The organism is Rhodococcus sp. P3_B8, from assembly GCF_056402775.1.
This window is the reverse complement of the sequence record NZ_JBFUGT010000032.1, coordinates 22,769-38,401: the sequence shown is the minus strand read 5'-3', so window position 1 is coordinate 38,401 and position 15,633 is coordinate 22,769. Positions and strand designations below refer to the sequence as shown.

At 66.2% G+C, this 15,633-nt stretch carries 13 protein-coding genes; 9 read left to right on the top strand and 4 right to left on the bottom strand.

Annotation, left to right across the window (positions count from 1 at the left end):
* Window positions 1-8 precede the first annotated feature (8 nt).
* Window positions 9-947, bottom strand: coding sequence for an AraC family transcriptional regulator (locus AC1D1G_RS14500; RefSeq protein WP_477952616.1), 939 nt, complete (start codon window positions 945-947; stop codon window positions 9-11).
* A gap of 165 nt (window positions 948-1,112) precedes the next feature.
* Between AC1D1G_RS14500 and AC1D1G_RS14495 the strand changes: the two genes are divergently transcribed.
* Window positions 1,113-1,673: a flavin reductase family protein gene (locus AC1D1G_RS14495; RefSeq protein ID WP_037231006.1), complete on the top strand. Its 561-nt coding sequence runs from the start codon at window positions 1,113-1,115 to the stop codon at window positions 1,671-1,673.
* A gap of 24 nt (window positions 1,674-1,697) precedes the next feature.
* Complete coding sequence (locus tag AC1D1G_RS14490; protein ID WP_477952614.1) at window positions 1,698-3,314, top strand: 4-hydroxyphenylacetate 3-hydroxylase family protein; 1,617 nt, start codon at window positions 1,698-1,700, stop codon at window positions 3,312-3,314.
* 23 nt (window positions 3,315-3,337) lie between these two features.
* On the opposite strand, the gene AC1D1G_RS14485 is transcribed toward AC1D1G_RS14490, so the two are convergent.
* On the bottom strand, window positions 3,338-4,285 hold the full coding sequence (locus AC1D1G_RS14485) for an AraC family transcriptional regulator (protein ID WP_005562308.1): 948 nt from the start codon (window positions 4,283-4,285) through the stop codon (window positions 3,338-3,340).
* Window positions 4,286-4,503: 218 nt separating this feature from the next.
* Here AC1D1G_RS14485 and AC1D1G_RS14480 point away from each other — a divergent pair, with 218 nt between their 5' ends.
* The 7 genes from AC1D1G_RS14480 to AC1D1G_RS14450 all read left to right on the top strand — a co-directional run bounded on the left by AC1D1G_RS14480 (window position 4,504) and on the right by AC1D1G_RS14450 (window position 12,569).
* Window positions 4,504-5,715, top strand: a complete 1,212-nt coding sequence (locus AC1D1G_RS14480) for a cytochrome P450 (protein WP_477952613.1) — start codon at window positions 4,504-4,506, stop codon at window positions 5,713-5,715.
* Between the two features lie 2 nt (window positions 5,716-5,717).
* Complete coding sequence (locus AC1D1G_RS14475) at window positions 5,718-6,713, top strand: 2Fe-2S iron-sulfur cluster-binding protein (RefSeq protein WP_477952612.1); 996 nt, start codon at window positions 5,718-5,720, stop codon at window positions 6,711-6,713.
* A 182-nt stretch (window positions 6,714-6,895) separates the two neighbouring features.
* Window positions 6,896-8,272 (top strand): benzoate 1,2-dioxygenase large subunit, encoded by a 1,377-nt coding sequence (benA, locus tag AC1D1G_RS14470; protein ID WP_477952610.1) that lies wholly within the window; start codon window positions 6,896-6,898, stop codon window positions 8,270-8,272.
* A 14-nt stretch (window positions 8,273-8,286) separates the two neighbouring features.
* Window positions 8,287-8,796, top strand: coding sequence for a benzoate 1,2-dioxygenase small subunit (gene benB / locus AC1D1G_RS14465; RefSeq protein WP_005258735.1), 510 nt, complete (start codon window positions 8,287-8,289; stop codon window positions 8,794-8,796).
* Window positions 8,797-8,832: 36 nt separating this feature from the next.
* The gene (gene benC, locus AC1D1G_RS14460; RefSeq protein WP_477952609.1) at window positions 8,833-10,371 is read left to right on the top strand and encodes a benzoate 1,2-dioxygenase electron transfer component BenC; all 1,539 of its coding nucleotides are present in this window, start codon (window positions 8,833-8,835) and stop codon (window positions 10,369-10,371) included.
* Window positions 10,368-11,162, top strand: a complete 795-nt coding sequence (locus AC1D1G_RS14455; RefSeq protein ID WP_007297188.1) for a 1,6-dihydroxycyclohexa-2,4-diene-1-carboxylate dehydrogenase — start codon at window positions 10,368-10,370, stop codon at window positions 11,160-11,162. Before benC ends, AC1D1G_RS14455 begins: the two co-directional genes overlap by 4 nt.
* 54 nt (window positions 11,163-11,216) lie before the next feature.
* Window positions 11,217-12,569, top strand: coding sequence for an MFS transporter (locus tag AC1D1G_RS14450; RefSeq protein ID WP_280780451.1), 1,353 nt, complete (start codon window positions 11,217-11,219; stop codon window positions 12,567-12,569).
* Here AC1D1G_RS14450 and AC1D1G_RS14445 read toward each other — a convergent pair.
* Together AC1D1G_RS14445 and AC1D1G_RS14440 are read right to left on the bottom strand one after the other, a co-directional pair.
* The gene (locus AC1D1G_RS14445; protein WP_283353749.1) at window positions 12,545-13,612 is read right to left on the bottom strand and encodes a 2-oxoacid:ferredoxin oxidoreductase subunit beta; all 1,068 of its coding nucleotides are present in this window, start codon (window positions 13,610-13,612) and stop codon (window positions 12,545-12,547) included. The two genes, AC1D1G_RS14450 and AC1D1G_RS14445, sit on opposite strands and share 25 nt — an antisense overlap.
* A gap of 5 nt (window positions 13,613-13,617) precedes the next feature.
* The gene (locus tag AC1D1G_RS14440) at window positions 13,618-15,552 is read right to left on the bottom strand and encodes a 2-oxoacid:acceptor oxidoreductase subunit alpha (protein WP_283353729.1); all 1,935 of its coding nucleotides are present in this window, start codon (window positions 15,550-15,552) and stop codon (window positions 13,618-13,620) included.
* Window positions 15,553-15,633 lie beyond the last annotated feature (81 nt).

Below are 15,633 nucleotides of genomic sequence, written 5' to 3'. Positions count from 1 at the left end.
CCGCACCGTCAGCCCCGGAGCGCTTCCGAGGGCGCCACGCCGTACTTCCGGCGGTACGCCGCCGCGAACCGGCCGGTGTGGGTGAAACCCCAGCGCATCGCGACCTCGGCGACCGTCGACGAACCGTCCGCGCGCAACAGGTCGTCGTGGACACGTTCGAGCCGGACGTCCAGCAGGTAGTCGCGGGGGCTCACCCCGACGTACTCCTGGAATCCCTCCTGCAGGCGGCGGACCCCGACGCCCGCGATCCCGGCCATCTCGGCCGCCGTCCACGCCCGTGCGGGATCGGCGTGGATCTCGTCGATGACGCGCTTGACGATGCGCGGCCGGGTACCGGCACCGGCCGTCTCGTCGTCCGGGATCGCTGCCAGGACCAGTGCCGTGGTGACCGCCCCCGACAGTTGCTCGGCGACGAGGGGGTTGGTGTAGATGCCGTCCGACCGCAGCATCTGGTCGAGCAGCGACCGCACCAGAGCCAGCCAGCTGGCACCGTTCTCGCTGGTCAGATCCAACTGCGGGGGCAGTCGCAGTCCCGGCCGCGCCAGGATCCGCGCCATCTCGCGGTGCAGGTGGTCGCGGTCGACGCGCACGCCGATGATGGAGCAGTCCTTGCTCCAGTCGGTGATGAGCGTCGTCGTGTCGGGTGGGCAGATCGTCCCCTCCCCGGGCACGGACGACACCTCGTGCTTGCCGGTCACCGATTCCAGATGCCCCGACAGCGGCACGTTGATCGCATACGCGCCGGGGTGGTCCGACTGGATCGACACGTCCGCGCCCCAGCCGATGTGGGTGATCTTCACAGGCCCGAGTTCCACCGCCTCCGCGACGGTGTTGCCCGCGTTCGACCTGTTCAGCGGGGTCAGCCGGTGTGGGAAGTACACGTCCGACACCACGTGCGACGCTTCGTCCCAATCTTCGGGGCGAATCAGCTTGGACGCGGGCTGCATGGCACCAGTGTGACTACGGACACCTTCGATTGCAATTTTCGGCGTGATCCAAGTCACCGCGCAAAGCGGATCACCTCCGCGCTCAGCGGATCGACGCGCCGTTCCCACGGTCGTACCTTCGTCCGTACCTCATCAGCGCCCCGGACAGGAAGGGAGGCTCCGACCATGGAGCAACGCGAACTCCGGAACATTTTCGGGCAGTTTGCCAGCGGAGTCACGGTCATCACGTGCGCCAACTCCGAGGGCCTGCCGCACGGAGCGACGGTCACCGCCTTCACCGCTGTCTCCATCGAGCCGAGACTGTGCCAGATCACCCTGACCCGAAAGTCCAAGGCCTGCAACTACTTGAGCAAGGCACCGTTCGCCGTCAACATTCTCGCCGCCGACCAGGTGGACACCGCGATGCATTTCGCCGGGCGACCGCAGAACCCCGAACCCGTGTGGGCCGACGGACCGACCGCCCCCATCATCTGCGGTGCCGCCGCCACGTTGTCGTGCCGGCCGTGGGCCGAGTACGACGGCGGCGATCACATCATCTTCATCGGTGAGATCGTCGCGGCCGAATCCAGCGGCAAGGACCCGCTGCTGTTCTACCGGAGCACTTTCCACGATCTCGGCTCACCGTCCGCGTCGGCCGCGTGGAACGGATCGATGGACGATCCGAACAACGGCTGGTTCGACTCCACCACCTCCTTCACCCCGTTCCATCTTCAGCCCGTCAACTGACCGCCGAATCCGAAAGGACATTCCATGACCACCACCGAAAGCGCTCCCGAGACCGCGCTCGACCCGACGAAGGTCAACCCGGCCGCAGACTGCGAAGCCAACCGCACCGCCAACTTCGCGTCGCGCCCGATGACCGGCGACGAGTACATCGAGTCGTTGCGCGACGACCGCGAGATCTGGTTGCACGGCGAGCGCGTCGAGGACGTCACCACGCATCCGGCGTTCCGCAACCCCATCCGGATGACCGCACGCCTCTACGACGCGATGCACACCGGTGAACACGTCGACAAGGTCACCACCCCCACCGACACCGGCAACGGTGGTGTCACGATGCCGTTCTTCAAGGCACCGAAGTCCTCGGACGACCTGCTGAAGGAACGCGACGCGATCGCCACCTGGGCGCGCATGACGTACGGCTGGATGGGCCGGTCCCCCGACTACAAGGCCTCGTTCCTCGGCACCCTGCATGCCAACAAGGAGCTGTACTCCCCGTTCCAGGACAACGCCGAGCGCTGGTACAAGGAATCGCAGGAAAAGGTCCTGTACTGGAACCACGCGATCATCAACCCGCCCGTCGACCGGCAGCTCCCGCCCGACGAGGTCGGTGACGTGTTCATGAAGGTCGAGAAGGAGACCGACGCCGGCCTCATCGTCTCCGGTGCCAAGGTCGTGGCCACCGGCTCGGCGATCACCAATTACAACTTCATCGCCCACTACGGCCTGCCGATCAAGAAGAAGGAATTCGYCCTGATCTGCACCGTCCCGATGGACGCACCGGGCGTGAAGCTGATCTGCCGGTCCTCGTTCACCCAGAACGCGGCCGTGATGGGCACCCCGTTCGACTACCCGCTGTCGAGCCGGATGGACGAGAACGACACCATCTTCATCTTCGACAAGGTGCTCGTGCCGTGGGAGAACGTCTTCATGTACGGCGACGTCGACAAGATCAACGGCTTCTTCCCGCAGTCCGGATTCCTGCCCCGCTTCACCTTCCAGGGCTGCACCCGTCTCGCCGTGAAGCTCGACTTCATCGCCGGCATGCTGATGAAGGCCCTCGACGCCACCGGCGCGGGCGGTTTCCGCGGCGTGCAGACCCGCGTCGGTGAGGTCATCGGCTGGCGAAACCTGTTCTGGTCGTTGACCGAATCGATGGCACGCAACCCCGAGCCGTGGATCGGCGACACCGTCATCCCGAAGCTCGAATACGGCCTCACGTACCGCATGTTCATGATCCAGGGCTACCCGCGGATCAAGGAGATCATCGAACAGGACGTCGCGTCCGGCCTGATCTACCTGCCCTCGAGCGCCCGCGACTTCAAGAGCCCCGACGTCCGGCCGTACCTGGACAAGTACGTCCGCGGCTCCGACGGCATGACCGCCGTCGAACGCGTCAAGATCATGAAGGCCCTGTGGGATTCGATCGGCAGCGAGTTCGGTGGCCGCCACGAACTCTACGAGCGCAACTACTCCGGCAACCACGAAAACGTCAAGGCGGAACTGCTGTTCGCCGCCGAGAACCGTGGCGACGTCGCCTCCATGAAGGGCTTCGCCGAGCAGTGCCTGTCCGAATACGACCTCGACGGCTGGACGGTCCCCGACCTCATCGGCAACGACGACGTCTCGTACTTCGGCAACAAGTAACCGCACACCCACGCAAATCCCCGTCAGAAGCGAATCAGCTCTGACGGGGATTTGCCGTACCGCCGGCGGTACGCGGCGGAGAACCGGCCCGCATGGGTGAACCCCCACCGGGCAGCGACCTCGGAGACCGTGACACCGGGTTCCAGTGCCCTCAGGTCGGCGTCGGCGCGACTCAGGCGGATGTCGAGGAGGCATTCCGACGGGCTGCGCCCGACGTACTCGCGAAACCCTTCCTGCAACCGGCGGACGCTGGTACCCGCCAACTCGGCCATGTCGGCTGCCGTCCAGGCGCGGGCTGGGTCGTCGTTGAGTCCGTCGAGCACTCGCTTGACGATTCGCGGTCGGGGTGCGCCCCCGCGCACCTCCTCGTCGGGCGTGACGGCCAGGACGAACGCCGAGGTGATCGCGCCGGCGAGCTGTGGGCCGACCACCGGGTTGGCCAGGAGGTCGGCCGGCTCCCGCAGTTGCGCGGTCAATGAGCGCACCAGACGAAACCAGCTGTGTCCCGGGGCCTCGGTGAGATCGATCTGCGACGGTAGGTGCAGCCCGGGCCGCAGGTCGGAGCCGAGGATCCGGTCAGCCTCCTGCTCGAGGTAGGCGCTGTCGAATTTGACGCCGAGCACCGAGCAGTCGCCGCTCCACCGGGTGATCAAGGTCGGCTCGTCCGCCCGGAAGACCGTGGCCTGACCGGGCCGCGACAGCACCGTGTCGCCCTGCGAACAGGACTCCAGCGAACCGGACAGCGGAATGTTGATCTCGTACGCATCCGGATAGTCGCACTCGATCGACACGTCGGCACCCCAGCCCAACCTCCCGAGAGTGACGGGGCCGAGGTCGACGGTCCGCATCGACAGCTTCATCGCTCCATTCGGCGACAAGTCGGTCAACGTGTGGGGAAAGTACGCACCGGCCACCGCCCTCGACGCCGCATCCCAGTCCTGGGTTTCGGTGATCGTCGATGCCATCGTCATGCACCTGCCTCACTGAAGAATCGTTCCGACCTCATTGAAACCGTGTCGTCACGCCCAGTCGAGGATAACTGAGACCGCAATCACAAGTAGTCGCGCAGATGGTCCAGAGACCGCGCAGAGTGGCTAGACCACCCTCCTGCGACGGCCTACCTTCTTCCTCACCCCGCTCACACAACGAAAGTTGTTTCCGAGCAGTTGCTTTGAATGAGGAGATTCAGATGACCGCCACCCTCTCTTGGATCGACGAGATCACGATGACGGAACTCGAGCGAAACCCGTACCCCGTCTACGAGCGGCTGCGTGCCGAGGCGCCGCTGGCCTACGTCCCGGTCCTCGGCTCGTTCGTCGCGACCACCGCCGACTTGTGCCGCACCATCGCCAACAGCCCCGACTTCGAGGGAATCATCACCAAGGCCGGCGGCCGCACGTTCGGTCACCCTGCGGTGATCGGCGTCAACGGCGAGATCCACCGCGACCTCCGCTCGATGGTCGACCCCGCACTGCAACCGTCGGAGGTGGACCGCTGGGTCGACGGACTCGTCCGCCCCATCGCGCGTCGCTACGTGGAGCAGTTCGAGAACGACGGCAAGGCCGATCTGGTCTCGCAGTACTGCGAACCCGTCAGCGTGCGCGCACTCGGTGACCTGCTGGGGTTGAACGACGTCAGCTCGGACACGTTGCGTGACTGGTTCCACCGGCTGTCGAACTCCTTCACCAATGCCGGGGTGGACGCGGACGGCGAGTTCACGAACCCGGAGGGATTCGTGCAGGGCGACGAGGCCAAGGCAGAGATCCGGGCCGTCGTCGATCCGCTCATCGACAAGTGGATCGTCGAACCCGACGACAGCGCCATCTCGCACTGGCTGCACGACGGCATGCCCGAAGGGAWGGTCCGCGACCGCGAGTACATCTACCCCACGCTCTTCGTGTACCTGCTGGGCGCGATGCAGGAACCCGGCCACGGCATGGCGTCGACGCTCGTGGGCCTGTTCACCCGCCCCGAGCAACTGGAGGCCGTCATCGACGAGCCCGCGCTGATTCCGCGGGCGATTTCCGAGGGAATGCGCTGGACCTCCCCGATCTGGTCGGCGACCGCCCGCATCAGCACCAAGGACGTCACGCTCGGGGACGTGTTCCTTCCCGAGGGATCCGTGGTCCTGTTGTCCTACGGTTCGGCCAACCACGACGCCGCCGTCTACGACGCCCCCTCCGACTACGACATGACGCGTCCCCCGCTCCCCCACCTGGCGTTCGGTTCCGGCAATCACGCGTGCGCGGGCATCTACTTCGCGAACCACGTCTGCCGCATCGGCCTGGAGGAACTGTTCGAGGCGATCCCGAACCTCGAACGTGACTCCGGCGCGGACGTGGAGTTCTGGGGCTGGGGTTTCCGCGGCCCGACCGCCCTCCGGACCACGTGGGAGGTGTAGCCGTGACCTTCACCGTCTCGGTCTCCGCGGACAGGGTGGAATGCCGCCCCGACCAGCCGCTTCTGGACGCCTTCCTCCGGGGCAGCGTGTGGATGCCGAACTCTTGCAACCAGGGCACGTGCGGAACGTGCAAGCTGCGGGTCGTATCGGGGGAGGTCGACCACGGCCTGTCGCCCGAACACACGCTGACCCGGGCCGAACGCGAGCAGGGGTTTGCGCTGGCCTGCCAGGCGACCCCGTGCAGTGACACGGTGGTGGAACGCCTGGACACGGCACCGGCGGGCACCGTCCACGCACTGCGAGACGTCGTCGGCACCGTGAGCGCGATCGAGGACGTCGCACGTGACACGCGGCGGGTTCTCGTCACGCTCGACAGCCCGCTCGAATTCTCCGCGGGGCAGTACGTCGAACTGCGAGTACCCGGCACCGACCACCGCCGCCAGTACTCGATGGCGAACACGCCGGGCGAGTCGAAACAACTCGAGTTCCACATCCGCAGGCAGCCGGGCGGAGTCGCGACGGACGGTTGGGTCTTCGGCACGCTGTCCGTCGGCGAGCGCGTCGAGATGGCGGGGCCGCTCGGGGACTTCCGGCTCGATCCGGAGGACGAGGGTCCGATGATCCTGCTGGGCGGCGGAACCGGGCTCGCCCCGCTGAAATCGATGGTCCGCCAGGCACTCACGTCGGCTCCGGACCGCGCGATCCACCTGTATCACGGCGTGCGCGAGGAGTCCGACCTCTACGATGTCGACCTGTTCCAGGAGTGGGAGCGGGCGCACCCGGGCTTCCGGTACGTGCCGTGTCTGAGCGACCAGTCGTGGTCCGGGCGGTCCGGTTACGTCACGGACGCGTTCGTGGAGGACTTCGACACCTGTCGCGGATACTCCGGGTACCTGTGCGGGCCGCCGGCGATGGTCGACGCCGGCGTCAAGGCATTCAAGCGCCGGCGTATGGCTCCGCGACGCATCTTCCGGGAGAAGTTCACGCCAGCCGTGTGAAGTCCGCCCGCGTGCGCACGCCGAGGCCCTCCGAGCCTCGGCGTGCGCATGCCGAACACGTCCTAGTCAGTACTCGGTAAATGCCTAGTGTGATGCAGCGCACAGGCTGCAAGAGTGGGATTCATTGCCGGACCCGGGCGCCCTCGCAGGGCGCAAGCCCCCCGGAGATCTTGGAGGATCCCATGACTGAAACCCTGTACACAGCGCCGTCCGACGGCGTGCGCGCCAAGCTGGCCGACGCGCTCGTCGAGGACGCGGAAACCGGTCGCTACCAGGTGCGACGTAGCGTTTTCACGGACGAGGACCTGTTCGAACTCGAAATGAAGCACATCTTCGAGGGCAACTGGATCTACCTGGCCCACGAGAGCCAGATCCCGAACGCCGGCGACTACTTCACCACGTACATGGGCCGCCAGCCGATCGTGATCTCCCGCAACAAGGAGGGTGAGCTCAACGCCCTGGTGAACGCGTGCAGCCACCGCGGCGCCATGCTCTGCCGGCGCAAGACGGACAACCGGACCACGTTCACCTGCCCGTTCCACGGCTGGACGTTCAACAACTCCGGCAAGCTTCTCAAGGTCAAGGACCCGCGTGAGGCCGGCTACCCGGAACAGTTCAACAAGGACGGCTCCCACGACCTCACCAAGGTCGCGCGGTTCGAGAACTACCGCGGATTCCTGTTCGGCAGCCTCAACGCCGACGTCCCGCCGCTCGAGGAACACCTCGGTGACACCACGAAGATCATCGACATGATCGTCGACCAGTCGCCCGACGGCCTCGAGGTCCTGCGCGGTGCGTCCACCTACACCTATGACGGCAACTGGAAGCTGCAGACCGAGAACGGTGCCGACGGGTACCACGTGTCCGCCACCCACTGGAACTACGCCGCGACCACGTCGCGTCGGGAGTCCGGCGAGTCCACCAACGCCACGAAGGCGATGGACGCCGGCAAGTGGTCGAAGCAGCAGGGCGGGTACTACTCGTTCGACAACGGTCACCTGCTGCTGTGGACCAAGTGGGCGGACCCCGCCAACCGTCCCCTCAACGAGCGTCGTGACGAACTCGTCGCCGAGTACGGCGAAGACCGCGCCGATTGGATGATCGGTGTGTCCCGCAACCTGTGCCTGTACCCGAACGTGTACCTGATGGACCAGTTCGGTTCGCAGATCCGGCATTTCCGTCCGATCTCCGTCGACAAGACCGAGGTCACCATCTACTGCATCGCCCCCAAGGGTGAGAGCCGCACGGCACGCGCCGCCCGCATCCGCCAGTACGAGGACTTCTTCAACGCCACTGGCATGGCCACCCCGGACGATCTCGAGGAGTTCCGCTCCTGTCAGAAGACGTACCAGGCCGGCGCCGCACCGTTCAACGACCTCAGCCGCGGTGTCACCCACCAACTCCAGGGCCCCGACGAGGGTGCGAAGAAGATCGGCATCAATCCCATCTCCAGTGGTGTGAAGACCGAGGACGAGGGCCTCTACCCGATCCAGCACGGCTACTGGGTGCAAGCGCTCACCAAGGCGCTCGACGCCGACGTTGCCGCGAACAACCGCTGAGGGAGACGAGAAACATGACCGCAGTAGCCGAAAGCACTGTCACCCAGCACGACATCGAGCAGTTCCTCTACCGTGAGGCCCGCTACCTCGACGACCGCGAGTTCGAGAAGTGGATCGAGTGCTATCACCCCGACTCCGAGTTCTGGATGCCGGCGTGGGCCGACGACGGTGACCTGACCACCGACCCGATGACCGAGATCTCACTGATCTACTACGCCAACCGTGGTGGCATCGAGGACCGGGTGTTCCGCATCAAGACCGACCGGTCGAGCGCGACGAGCCTTCCGGAACCCCGCACCGGTCACAACATCTCGAACGTCGAGGTCACCGACCGTCGCGGCGAAGTCGTAGATGTCCGGTTCAACTGGTTCACGCTCTACTTCCGGTACAACACGGTCGACACGTACTTCGGGAATTCGTTCTACACCATCGACTTCTCTGGTGAGCAGCCTCTGATCCTGAAGAAGAAGGTCGTGCTCAAGAACGACTACATCCACCACGTGGTCGACATCTACCACATCTGATTTCTTCCCCATTCTTCGCGAATCGAGCTGTTTTCCATGACTTTCCAAGTTGCACTGAGTTTCGAGGACGGGATCACCCGCTTCATCAAGTGTGACGGCGACGAGACGGTCGCCGACGCGTCCTACCGCGCGCGCATCAACATTCCCCTCGACTGTCGAGACGGGGCGTGCGGCACCTGCAAGTCGCTCTGCGAATCCGGCACGTACGACGGCGGCGACTACATCGAGGAAGCGCTCACCGACGAAGAGGCGGAGCAGGGCTACTGCCTTCCGTGCCAGATGATGCCGGAAAGTGATCTGGTGCTGCAGATCCCGACGACGTCCGACGTCGCGAAGACCGCCGCAGGCACGTTCACCTCGACGGTCACCGAGATCCGTAAGTTCTCCGACACGACCATCGGGTTCACGATCGAGATCGCGAACCGCGACGACCTGGTTTTCCTCCCCGGCCAGTACGTGAACATCACCGTTCCCGGGACCGAAGCGACGCGCTCGTACTCGTTCAGCACCGGACCCACGTCGACGGAACTGTCGTTCCTGGTCAAGATCACCGACGGCGGCCTGATGTCGGAGTACCTGCGTAGCCGCGCACAGGTCGGCGACACGCTCGAGTTCACCGGCCCGATGGGAAGCTTCTTCCTGCGGGAGCAGAAGCGTCGCGCCCTGCTGCTGGCCGGCGGCACCGGGCTGGCCCCGCTGCTGTCGATCCTCGACAAGATGCGCACCGACGCCGCCGACCACCCCGTGCACCTGGTCTACGGAGTCTCGTCCGACGCGGACCTGGTGGAGCTGGACAAGCTCGAGGAATACACGAAGTCCCTGCCCCAGTTCACGTTCGACTACTGCGTGTCCCACCCGGAGAGCAGTGCACCGAACAAGGGGTACGTCACCGGACTGTTCGAGCCCGCACACCTGAACGACGGCGATGTGGACGTGTACCTGTGCGGTCCGCCTCCCATGGTCGAGGCGGTGCGCGACCATCTGAAGTCGGAGGGCGTCACGCCGGCGAACTTCTACTTCGAGAAGTTCAACAACGCGGCGACACCGAGTGGGTCCGAGGCGTCGGCACCGGCGGCGGCCGACGCCGTCGAGGCGGCCCCCGAGTACGAGATCGGTGAGGAACACCAGCCGCTGTCCGAGTCGGACGCGCAGTTCGACGCCCGCATGGCGCTCGAACTCGGTGCGATGGAACTGACCATCGGCCGGATGACGAAGGAACAGCTGTCCGAGTACCGGATCCTCGCCGAGACCTCCTGCGAATCGATCGAGAACGACCACCTCACGGACGCAGGCGCCTTTACCGACACCAACGCCGCCTTCCACGAATTCCTGTTCCGGTGCACCGCCAACGACGTGCTGCTCGGGGCGTACAACCGCCTGGAGGTCACGCAGCTCATGACGAAGGTGCTCCGCACCGCGGACTGGGTGGACGAACACATCCAGCACGACCACCTCGACATCGTCACCGCGTTCGAGAACGGCGACCGGGCCGCCGCCCACGACCTGATCGTCAGCCACAGCGCGCACGCGAAGGCCACCATGTGCCGCGCCATCGAGAGGAGTGCCGTCGCATGAGTGGACTCGTCACTCCGCATCGCTTCGACGGCAAGGTCGTCGCGGTCACCGGCGCAGCGCAGGGCATCGGCCTGACGGTCGCGACCCGACTCGCGGCCGAGGGTGCGTCACTGATCCTGATCGACCGCGCCGAACTCGTCCACGACGTCGCGAAGGGGTTGCGCGAGAACGGAACCGACGCGCACAGCATCACCGCCGATCTGGAACAGTTCGCCGACGCCGAGGCGGCGATCGACGAGGCGCGGCAGCAGCACGGCCGGCTCGACGTGCTGATCAACAACGTCGGCGGCACCATCTGGGCCAAGCCGTACGAGCACTACACGGCGGAGCAGATCCAGGCGGAGGTGCAGCGGTCGCTGTTCCCGACCCTGTGGACGTGCCGCGCCGTCCTCCCCCACCTGATCGCGCAGCAGTCGGGCACCATCGTCAACGTGTCCTCGGTGGCCACGCGGGGTGTCAACCGCGTGCCCTACGCGGCGTCGAAGGGCGGCGTCAACGCCCTCACCGCCTCCCTGGCTCTCGAAGCCGCACAGTACGGAATCCGCGTGGTCGCCACCGCACCCGGCGGCACCGAGGCGCCCGCTCGCCGCGTTCCCCGCGGCCCCGGCGCGGAGACCGATCAGGAAAAGGCCTGGTACCAGCAGATCGTCGACCAGACCGTCGACTCGTCCCTGCTGAAGCGGTACGGAACGCTGGACGAGCAGGCCGCGGCCATCGTCTTCCTCGCCTCCGACGAGGCCACGTACATCACCGGGACGGTACTGCCCGTCGCCGGTGGCGACCTCGGCTAGCAGCCCACAGATCTCGAAACGGTTCCCCGTCACACCCACCGAGCGGAGATCACCATGAACCCATCCACCACCCCCGATACCTGGGCGAGTCCGAGACACCGTAGTGCCGTCACGTGGGTCGTCGCGATCGCCACGATCGCGATCATCTTCGACGGCTACGACCTGGTCGTGTACGGCACCATCCTCCCGACGTTGATGAACGATCCCGGCCAGCTCGGCGAGATCTCCGCGCAGCAGGCCGGTGCATTGGGCTCGTACGCGCTCATCGGTGTCATGGTGGGCGCACTCACCGCCGGCGCTGTGGGCGACTACCTGGGCCGGCGGCGGATGATGCTCGTCAACATCGCGTGGTTCTCCATCGGAATGGGGCTCGCCGCGTTGGCCACCAACGTCACCATGTTCGGCCTGCTGCGATTCTTCACCGGCATCGGGGTCGGTGGCCTCGTCGCCACCGCCGGTGCGATGGTGGCGGAGTTCGCACCTCCCGGAAAGCGGAACCTGTACAACGCCATCGTCTACAGCGGCGTCCCCGCCGGCGGGGTGCTCGCCTCCCTCCTCGCGATCGTTCTGCGCGACACGATCGGCTGGCGCGGCCTCTTCTGGATCGGCGCACTGCCCATCGTGATCCTGCTTCCGCTGGCTCTCGTGAAACTGCCCGAGTCGCCGAAGTGGCTCGTCGCCCGCGGCCACGAGGACAAGGCACGCCGCATCTCCGAACGCACGGGCATCCCGATGCCCGACGCCGACGAGATCGCCGCGGAACGGGCCTCCGTCGAGAAGGTCGGCTTCGCCGCACTCGCGACCCACCGTTACGCCTGGGGCACTGCGCTTCTCGGAATGATGAGCTTCTCCGGCCTCCTGCTCACCTACGGCCTCAACACGTGGCTTCCGAAGATCATGGAAGACGCCGGTTTCAACGCGAAGGGTTCGCTGTCGTTCCTGCTCGTCCTCAACGGCGGCGCGATCCTCGGCGGTCTGATCGCCTCCAAGGTCGCCGACGGCATCGGACCGCAACGCGTCGTCGCCACGACGTTCGGTCTCGCCGCGCTGGCCCTGATCCTCCTGACGCTCGGCTTCCCGCTGCCCGTGCTCCTCGCGTCCGTCGCCGTCGCCGGAGTCGGCACCATCGGCACGCAGGTCCTGATCTACGGCTTCGTCTCCAACTACTACTCGACGTCCGCGCGCGGCGCCGGGGTGGCCTGGTGCGCCGGTTTCGGCCGACTGGGCGGCATCTTCGGCCCCCTGATCGGCGGCGCACTGATCAGCGCCGGCATCAGCAGCCAGGTGGCGTTCTACGTCTTCGCGGGCATCGCCGTCCTGGGCGGGATCGTGACGTTCTTCGTTCCGCGCGCACGGGTCACCCGCGCCGCGCCTGCGGCCGCCTACTCCACCGTCCAGGTGTCGTGACCGGTCAGCAGTCGCTGCAGCGAGCCGTCGTCGACGGGGTCCTTCTCCCGCGCGATCTCGTTCTGCAGGCGCACCATGTCGTCGTACGTGTCCCGTGTGACGCTGCGGAACACACCGGTCACGGTGTGGGTGAGGTCCTGGTCTGAGAGCCTCGACAGTGCGTACGCGTAGTCGGGGTCGTCGGTGTGGGCGTCGTGCACGACGATCTCGTCCAGGTCGACGTCTGCGGTCGCGACCACCTTCAGACCGAAACCCGATCGGACGACGCAGTATTCGCCCGCTCCGCCGAAGACGATCGGCTCGCCGTGGGTCAGCGGGATGAGGCGCTGCTCGGAACCGTCCTTGCGTAGGACGTCGAACGAGCCGTCGTTGAAGATCGGGCAGTCCTGGTAGATCTCCACGAACGACGTGCCGCGGTGGGCCGCCGCCTGCCGCAGCACCTCCGTCAGCCCCTTGCGGTCCGAGTCCATGGCGCGGGCCGCGAAGGTGGCCTCGGCTCCCAGCGCGAGGGACAGCGTGTTGAACGGGTGGTCCACCGATCCCAGCGGCGTCGACTTGGTGACCTTGCCGACCTCCGACGTCGGCGAGTACTGCCCCTTGGTCAGCCCGTAGATCCTGTTGTTGAACAACAGGATCGTCATGTTGACGTTTCTCCGCAGGGCGTGGATGAGATGGTTGCCCCCGATCGACAGTGCGTCGCCGTCGCCGGTCACCACCCACACCGACAGGTCGGGGCGCGTCACCGCGAGACCCGTCGCGATGGCAGGCGCACGACCGTGGATCGAGTGCAGGCCGTACGTGTCCAGGTAGTACGGGAACCGGCTCGAGCATCCGATACCGGAGACGAACATCAGATTCTCGCGTCGGAGTCCCAACTCCGGCAGGAAACTTCGGATCGTGGCGAGGATGACGTAATCGCCGCACCCCGGACACCAACGGACCTCCTGGTCCGACGTGAAGTCCTTGGCCTTCTGCGGTTCGTCGGTCCTCGGCACGTGCGCGGTGGCGCTCAGGCCCAGATCCGCACCGACACGACTGATCATCCGTGTCACACCGATTCCTCCTGCCGGGGTCCGGTCGATCGGTAGGTCGCCGACGCGAGCGCGTCGGCGGTCTTCGCGAGCTCGTGCTCACGCAACGTTCCGGCCAGCGCGGAATCGATCACCTCGTGCAGTTCGTCGCCGAGGAAGGCGAGCCCCCGCACCTTGGTCACCGAGTGCACGTCCACGAGGAACCTCGCACGGAGGATCATCGCGAGCTGGCCCAGATTCATCTCCGGTGCGACGACGGTCCCGTAGCTGCGCAGCACCGCACCGAGATTGGCGGGCAGCGGGTTGAGGTTGCGCACGTGCACGTGGGCCACCTTCTTGCCCTCACGGCGAGCACGACGGCAGGCCTCACCGATGGGTCCGTATGAGCTGCCCCACCCGACGAGCAGCAGGTCGGCCTCACCCGAGGGGTCGTCGACGACCGCGTCGGGAACGGCGATTCCGTCGATCTTGGCCTGGCGCAACCGCACCATGAGGTCGTGGTTGGCGGGATCGTAGGAGATGTCGCCGCTGCCGTCGGCCTTCTCGAGTCCGCCGATGCGGTGTTCGAGCCCGGGCGTTCCCGGTATCGCCATGGCACGGGCGAGCGTCTCCCGGTCGCGGGCGTACGGTGCGAACTCGCCGTCCACCGGTGGTGCCGTGTCGCAGCCGGGGTCGATCCGGTCCATTTCGGACACGTCCGGGATGGCCCACGGTTCGCTGCCGTTCGCGATGGCGCCGTCCGACAGCAACAGCACCGGTGTGCGGTACGTGAACGCGATCCGGGCGGCGTCGACCGCGGCATCGAAGCAGTCCGCGGGTGAGCACGGTGCGATCACCGCGACCGGCGACTCGCCGTTGCGTCCGTACATCGCCTGCAACAGGTCCGACTGTTCGGTCTTCGTGGGGAGACCGGTGGACGGGCCACCACGCTGGACGTCGATGACGAGCAGCGGGACCTCCGTCATCACCGCCAGCCCGATGGCTTCGCTCTTCAACGCCAGTCCGGGTCCGGACGTGCTCGTCACGCCGAGCGCGCCCCCGATCGACGCGCCCAGCGCCGCGCCTATTCCGGCGATCTCGTCCTCCGCCTGGAACGTGGTGACGCCGAGATTCCGGTGCTTGCTCAGCTCGTGCAGGATGTCCGATGCCGGGGTGATCGGATAGGTGCCGAGGAAGACGTCCCGCGACGCCAGCCGTCCCGCCGTCACCACCCCGTAGGCCAGGGCCGTGTTCCCGGTGACCTGGCGGTACGTGGCCGATGGGAGCGTCGCCGCGGACACCTCGTAGGTGGTCGCGAAACTCTCCGTCGTCTCCCCGTAATTCCATCCGGCCTTGAACGCAAGGAGGTTGCCCTCCGCGATCTGCGGCTTCGCTGCGAACTTGGTCTGCAGGAACCGCTCGATGCTGTGGGTGGGACGGTTGTACATCCACGACAACAGTCCGAGTGCGAACATGTTCTTCGCCCGCTCGCCGTCCTTCCGGCTCAGTCCGGCGGGTTCGACCGCGCTGACCGTCAACGTCGACATCGCCACCGGATGCACCACGTAGTCCTCGAGGGAGTCGTCGTCGAGGGGGCTCGTGGCGTATCCGACCTTCGCGAGATTCCGCTTGGTGAACTCGTCCGTGTTCACGATGATCATGCCGCCCCGCGGCAGATCGTCCAGGTTCGCCTTCAACGCCGCCGGGTTCATGGCGACCAGAACGTCCGGGCGGTCGCCGGCGGTGAGGATGTCGTAGTCCGCGATCTGGATCTGGAACGACGACACCCCCGGGAGGGTGCCCTGAGGCGCCCGGATCTCGGCGGGGAAGTTGGGCTGGGTGGCGAGGTCGTTGCCGAACGCCGCCGCCTCCGACGTGAACCGGTCGCCGGTCAATTGCATGCCGTCGCCGGAGTCTCCGGCAAAGCGGATCGCCACCCGTTCCAGCTTCGTGGAGTTAACCTCCGTCGTCATGAATGCACCGAATCCTTCGACTCGTAGTCGTTCTGACCAGCAGCTTCTAACCTCACGGTACAAGCGTTCCCAGTTTTCGCC

Excerpts from the sequence above, each read along its gene's own strand:
- benC (WP_477952609.1), top strand. The coding sequence starts at position 8,833 with ATGACTTTCCAAGTTGCACTGAGTTTCGAGGACGGGATCACCCGCTTC.
- AC1D1G_RS14450 (WP_280780451.1), top strand. The coding sequence starts at position 11,217 with ATGAACCCATCCACCACCCCCGATACCTGGGCGAGTCCGAGACACCGT.
- benA (WP_477952610.1), top strand. The coding sequence starts at position 6,896 with ATGACTGAAACCCTGTACACAGCGCCGTCCGACGGCGTGCGCGCCAAG.
- AC1D1G_RS14445 (WP_283353749.1), bottom strand. The coding sequence starts at position 13,612 with ATGATCAGTCGTGTCGGTGCGGATCTGGGCCTGAGCGCCACCGCGCAC.
- AC1D1G_RS14440 (WP_283353729.1), bottom strand. The coding sequence starts at position 15,552 with ATGACGACGGAGGTTAACTCCACGAAGCTGGAACGGGTGGCGATCCGC.
- benB (WP_005258735.1), top strand. The coding sequence starts at position 8,287 with ATGACCGCAGTAGCCGAAAGCACTGTCACCCAGCACGACATCGAGCAG.
- AC1D1G_RS14485 (WP_005562308.1), bottom strand. The coding sequence starts at position 4,285 with ATGACGATGGCATCGACGATCACCGAAACCCAGGACTGGGATGCGGCG.
- AC1D1G_RS14455 (WP_007297188.1), top strand. The coding sequence starts at position 10,368 with ATGAGTGGACTCGTCACTCCGCATCGCTTCGACGGCAAGGTCGTCGCG.
- AC1D1G_RS14500 (WP_477952616.1), bottom strand. The coding sequence starts at position 947 with ATGCAGCCCGCGTCCAAGCTGATTCGCCCCGAAGATTGGGACGAAGCG.
- AC1D1G_RS14495 (WP_037231006.1), top strand. The coding sequence starts at position 1,113 with ATGGAGCAACGCGAACTCCGGAACATTTTCGGGCAGTTTGCCAGCGGA.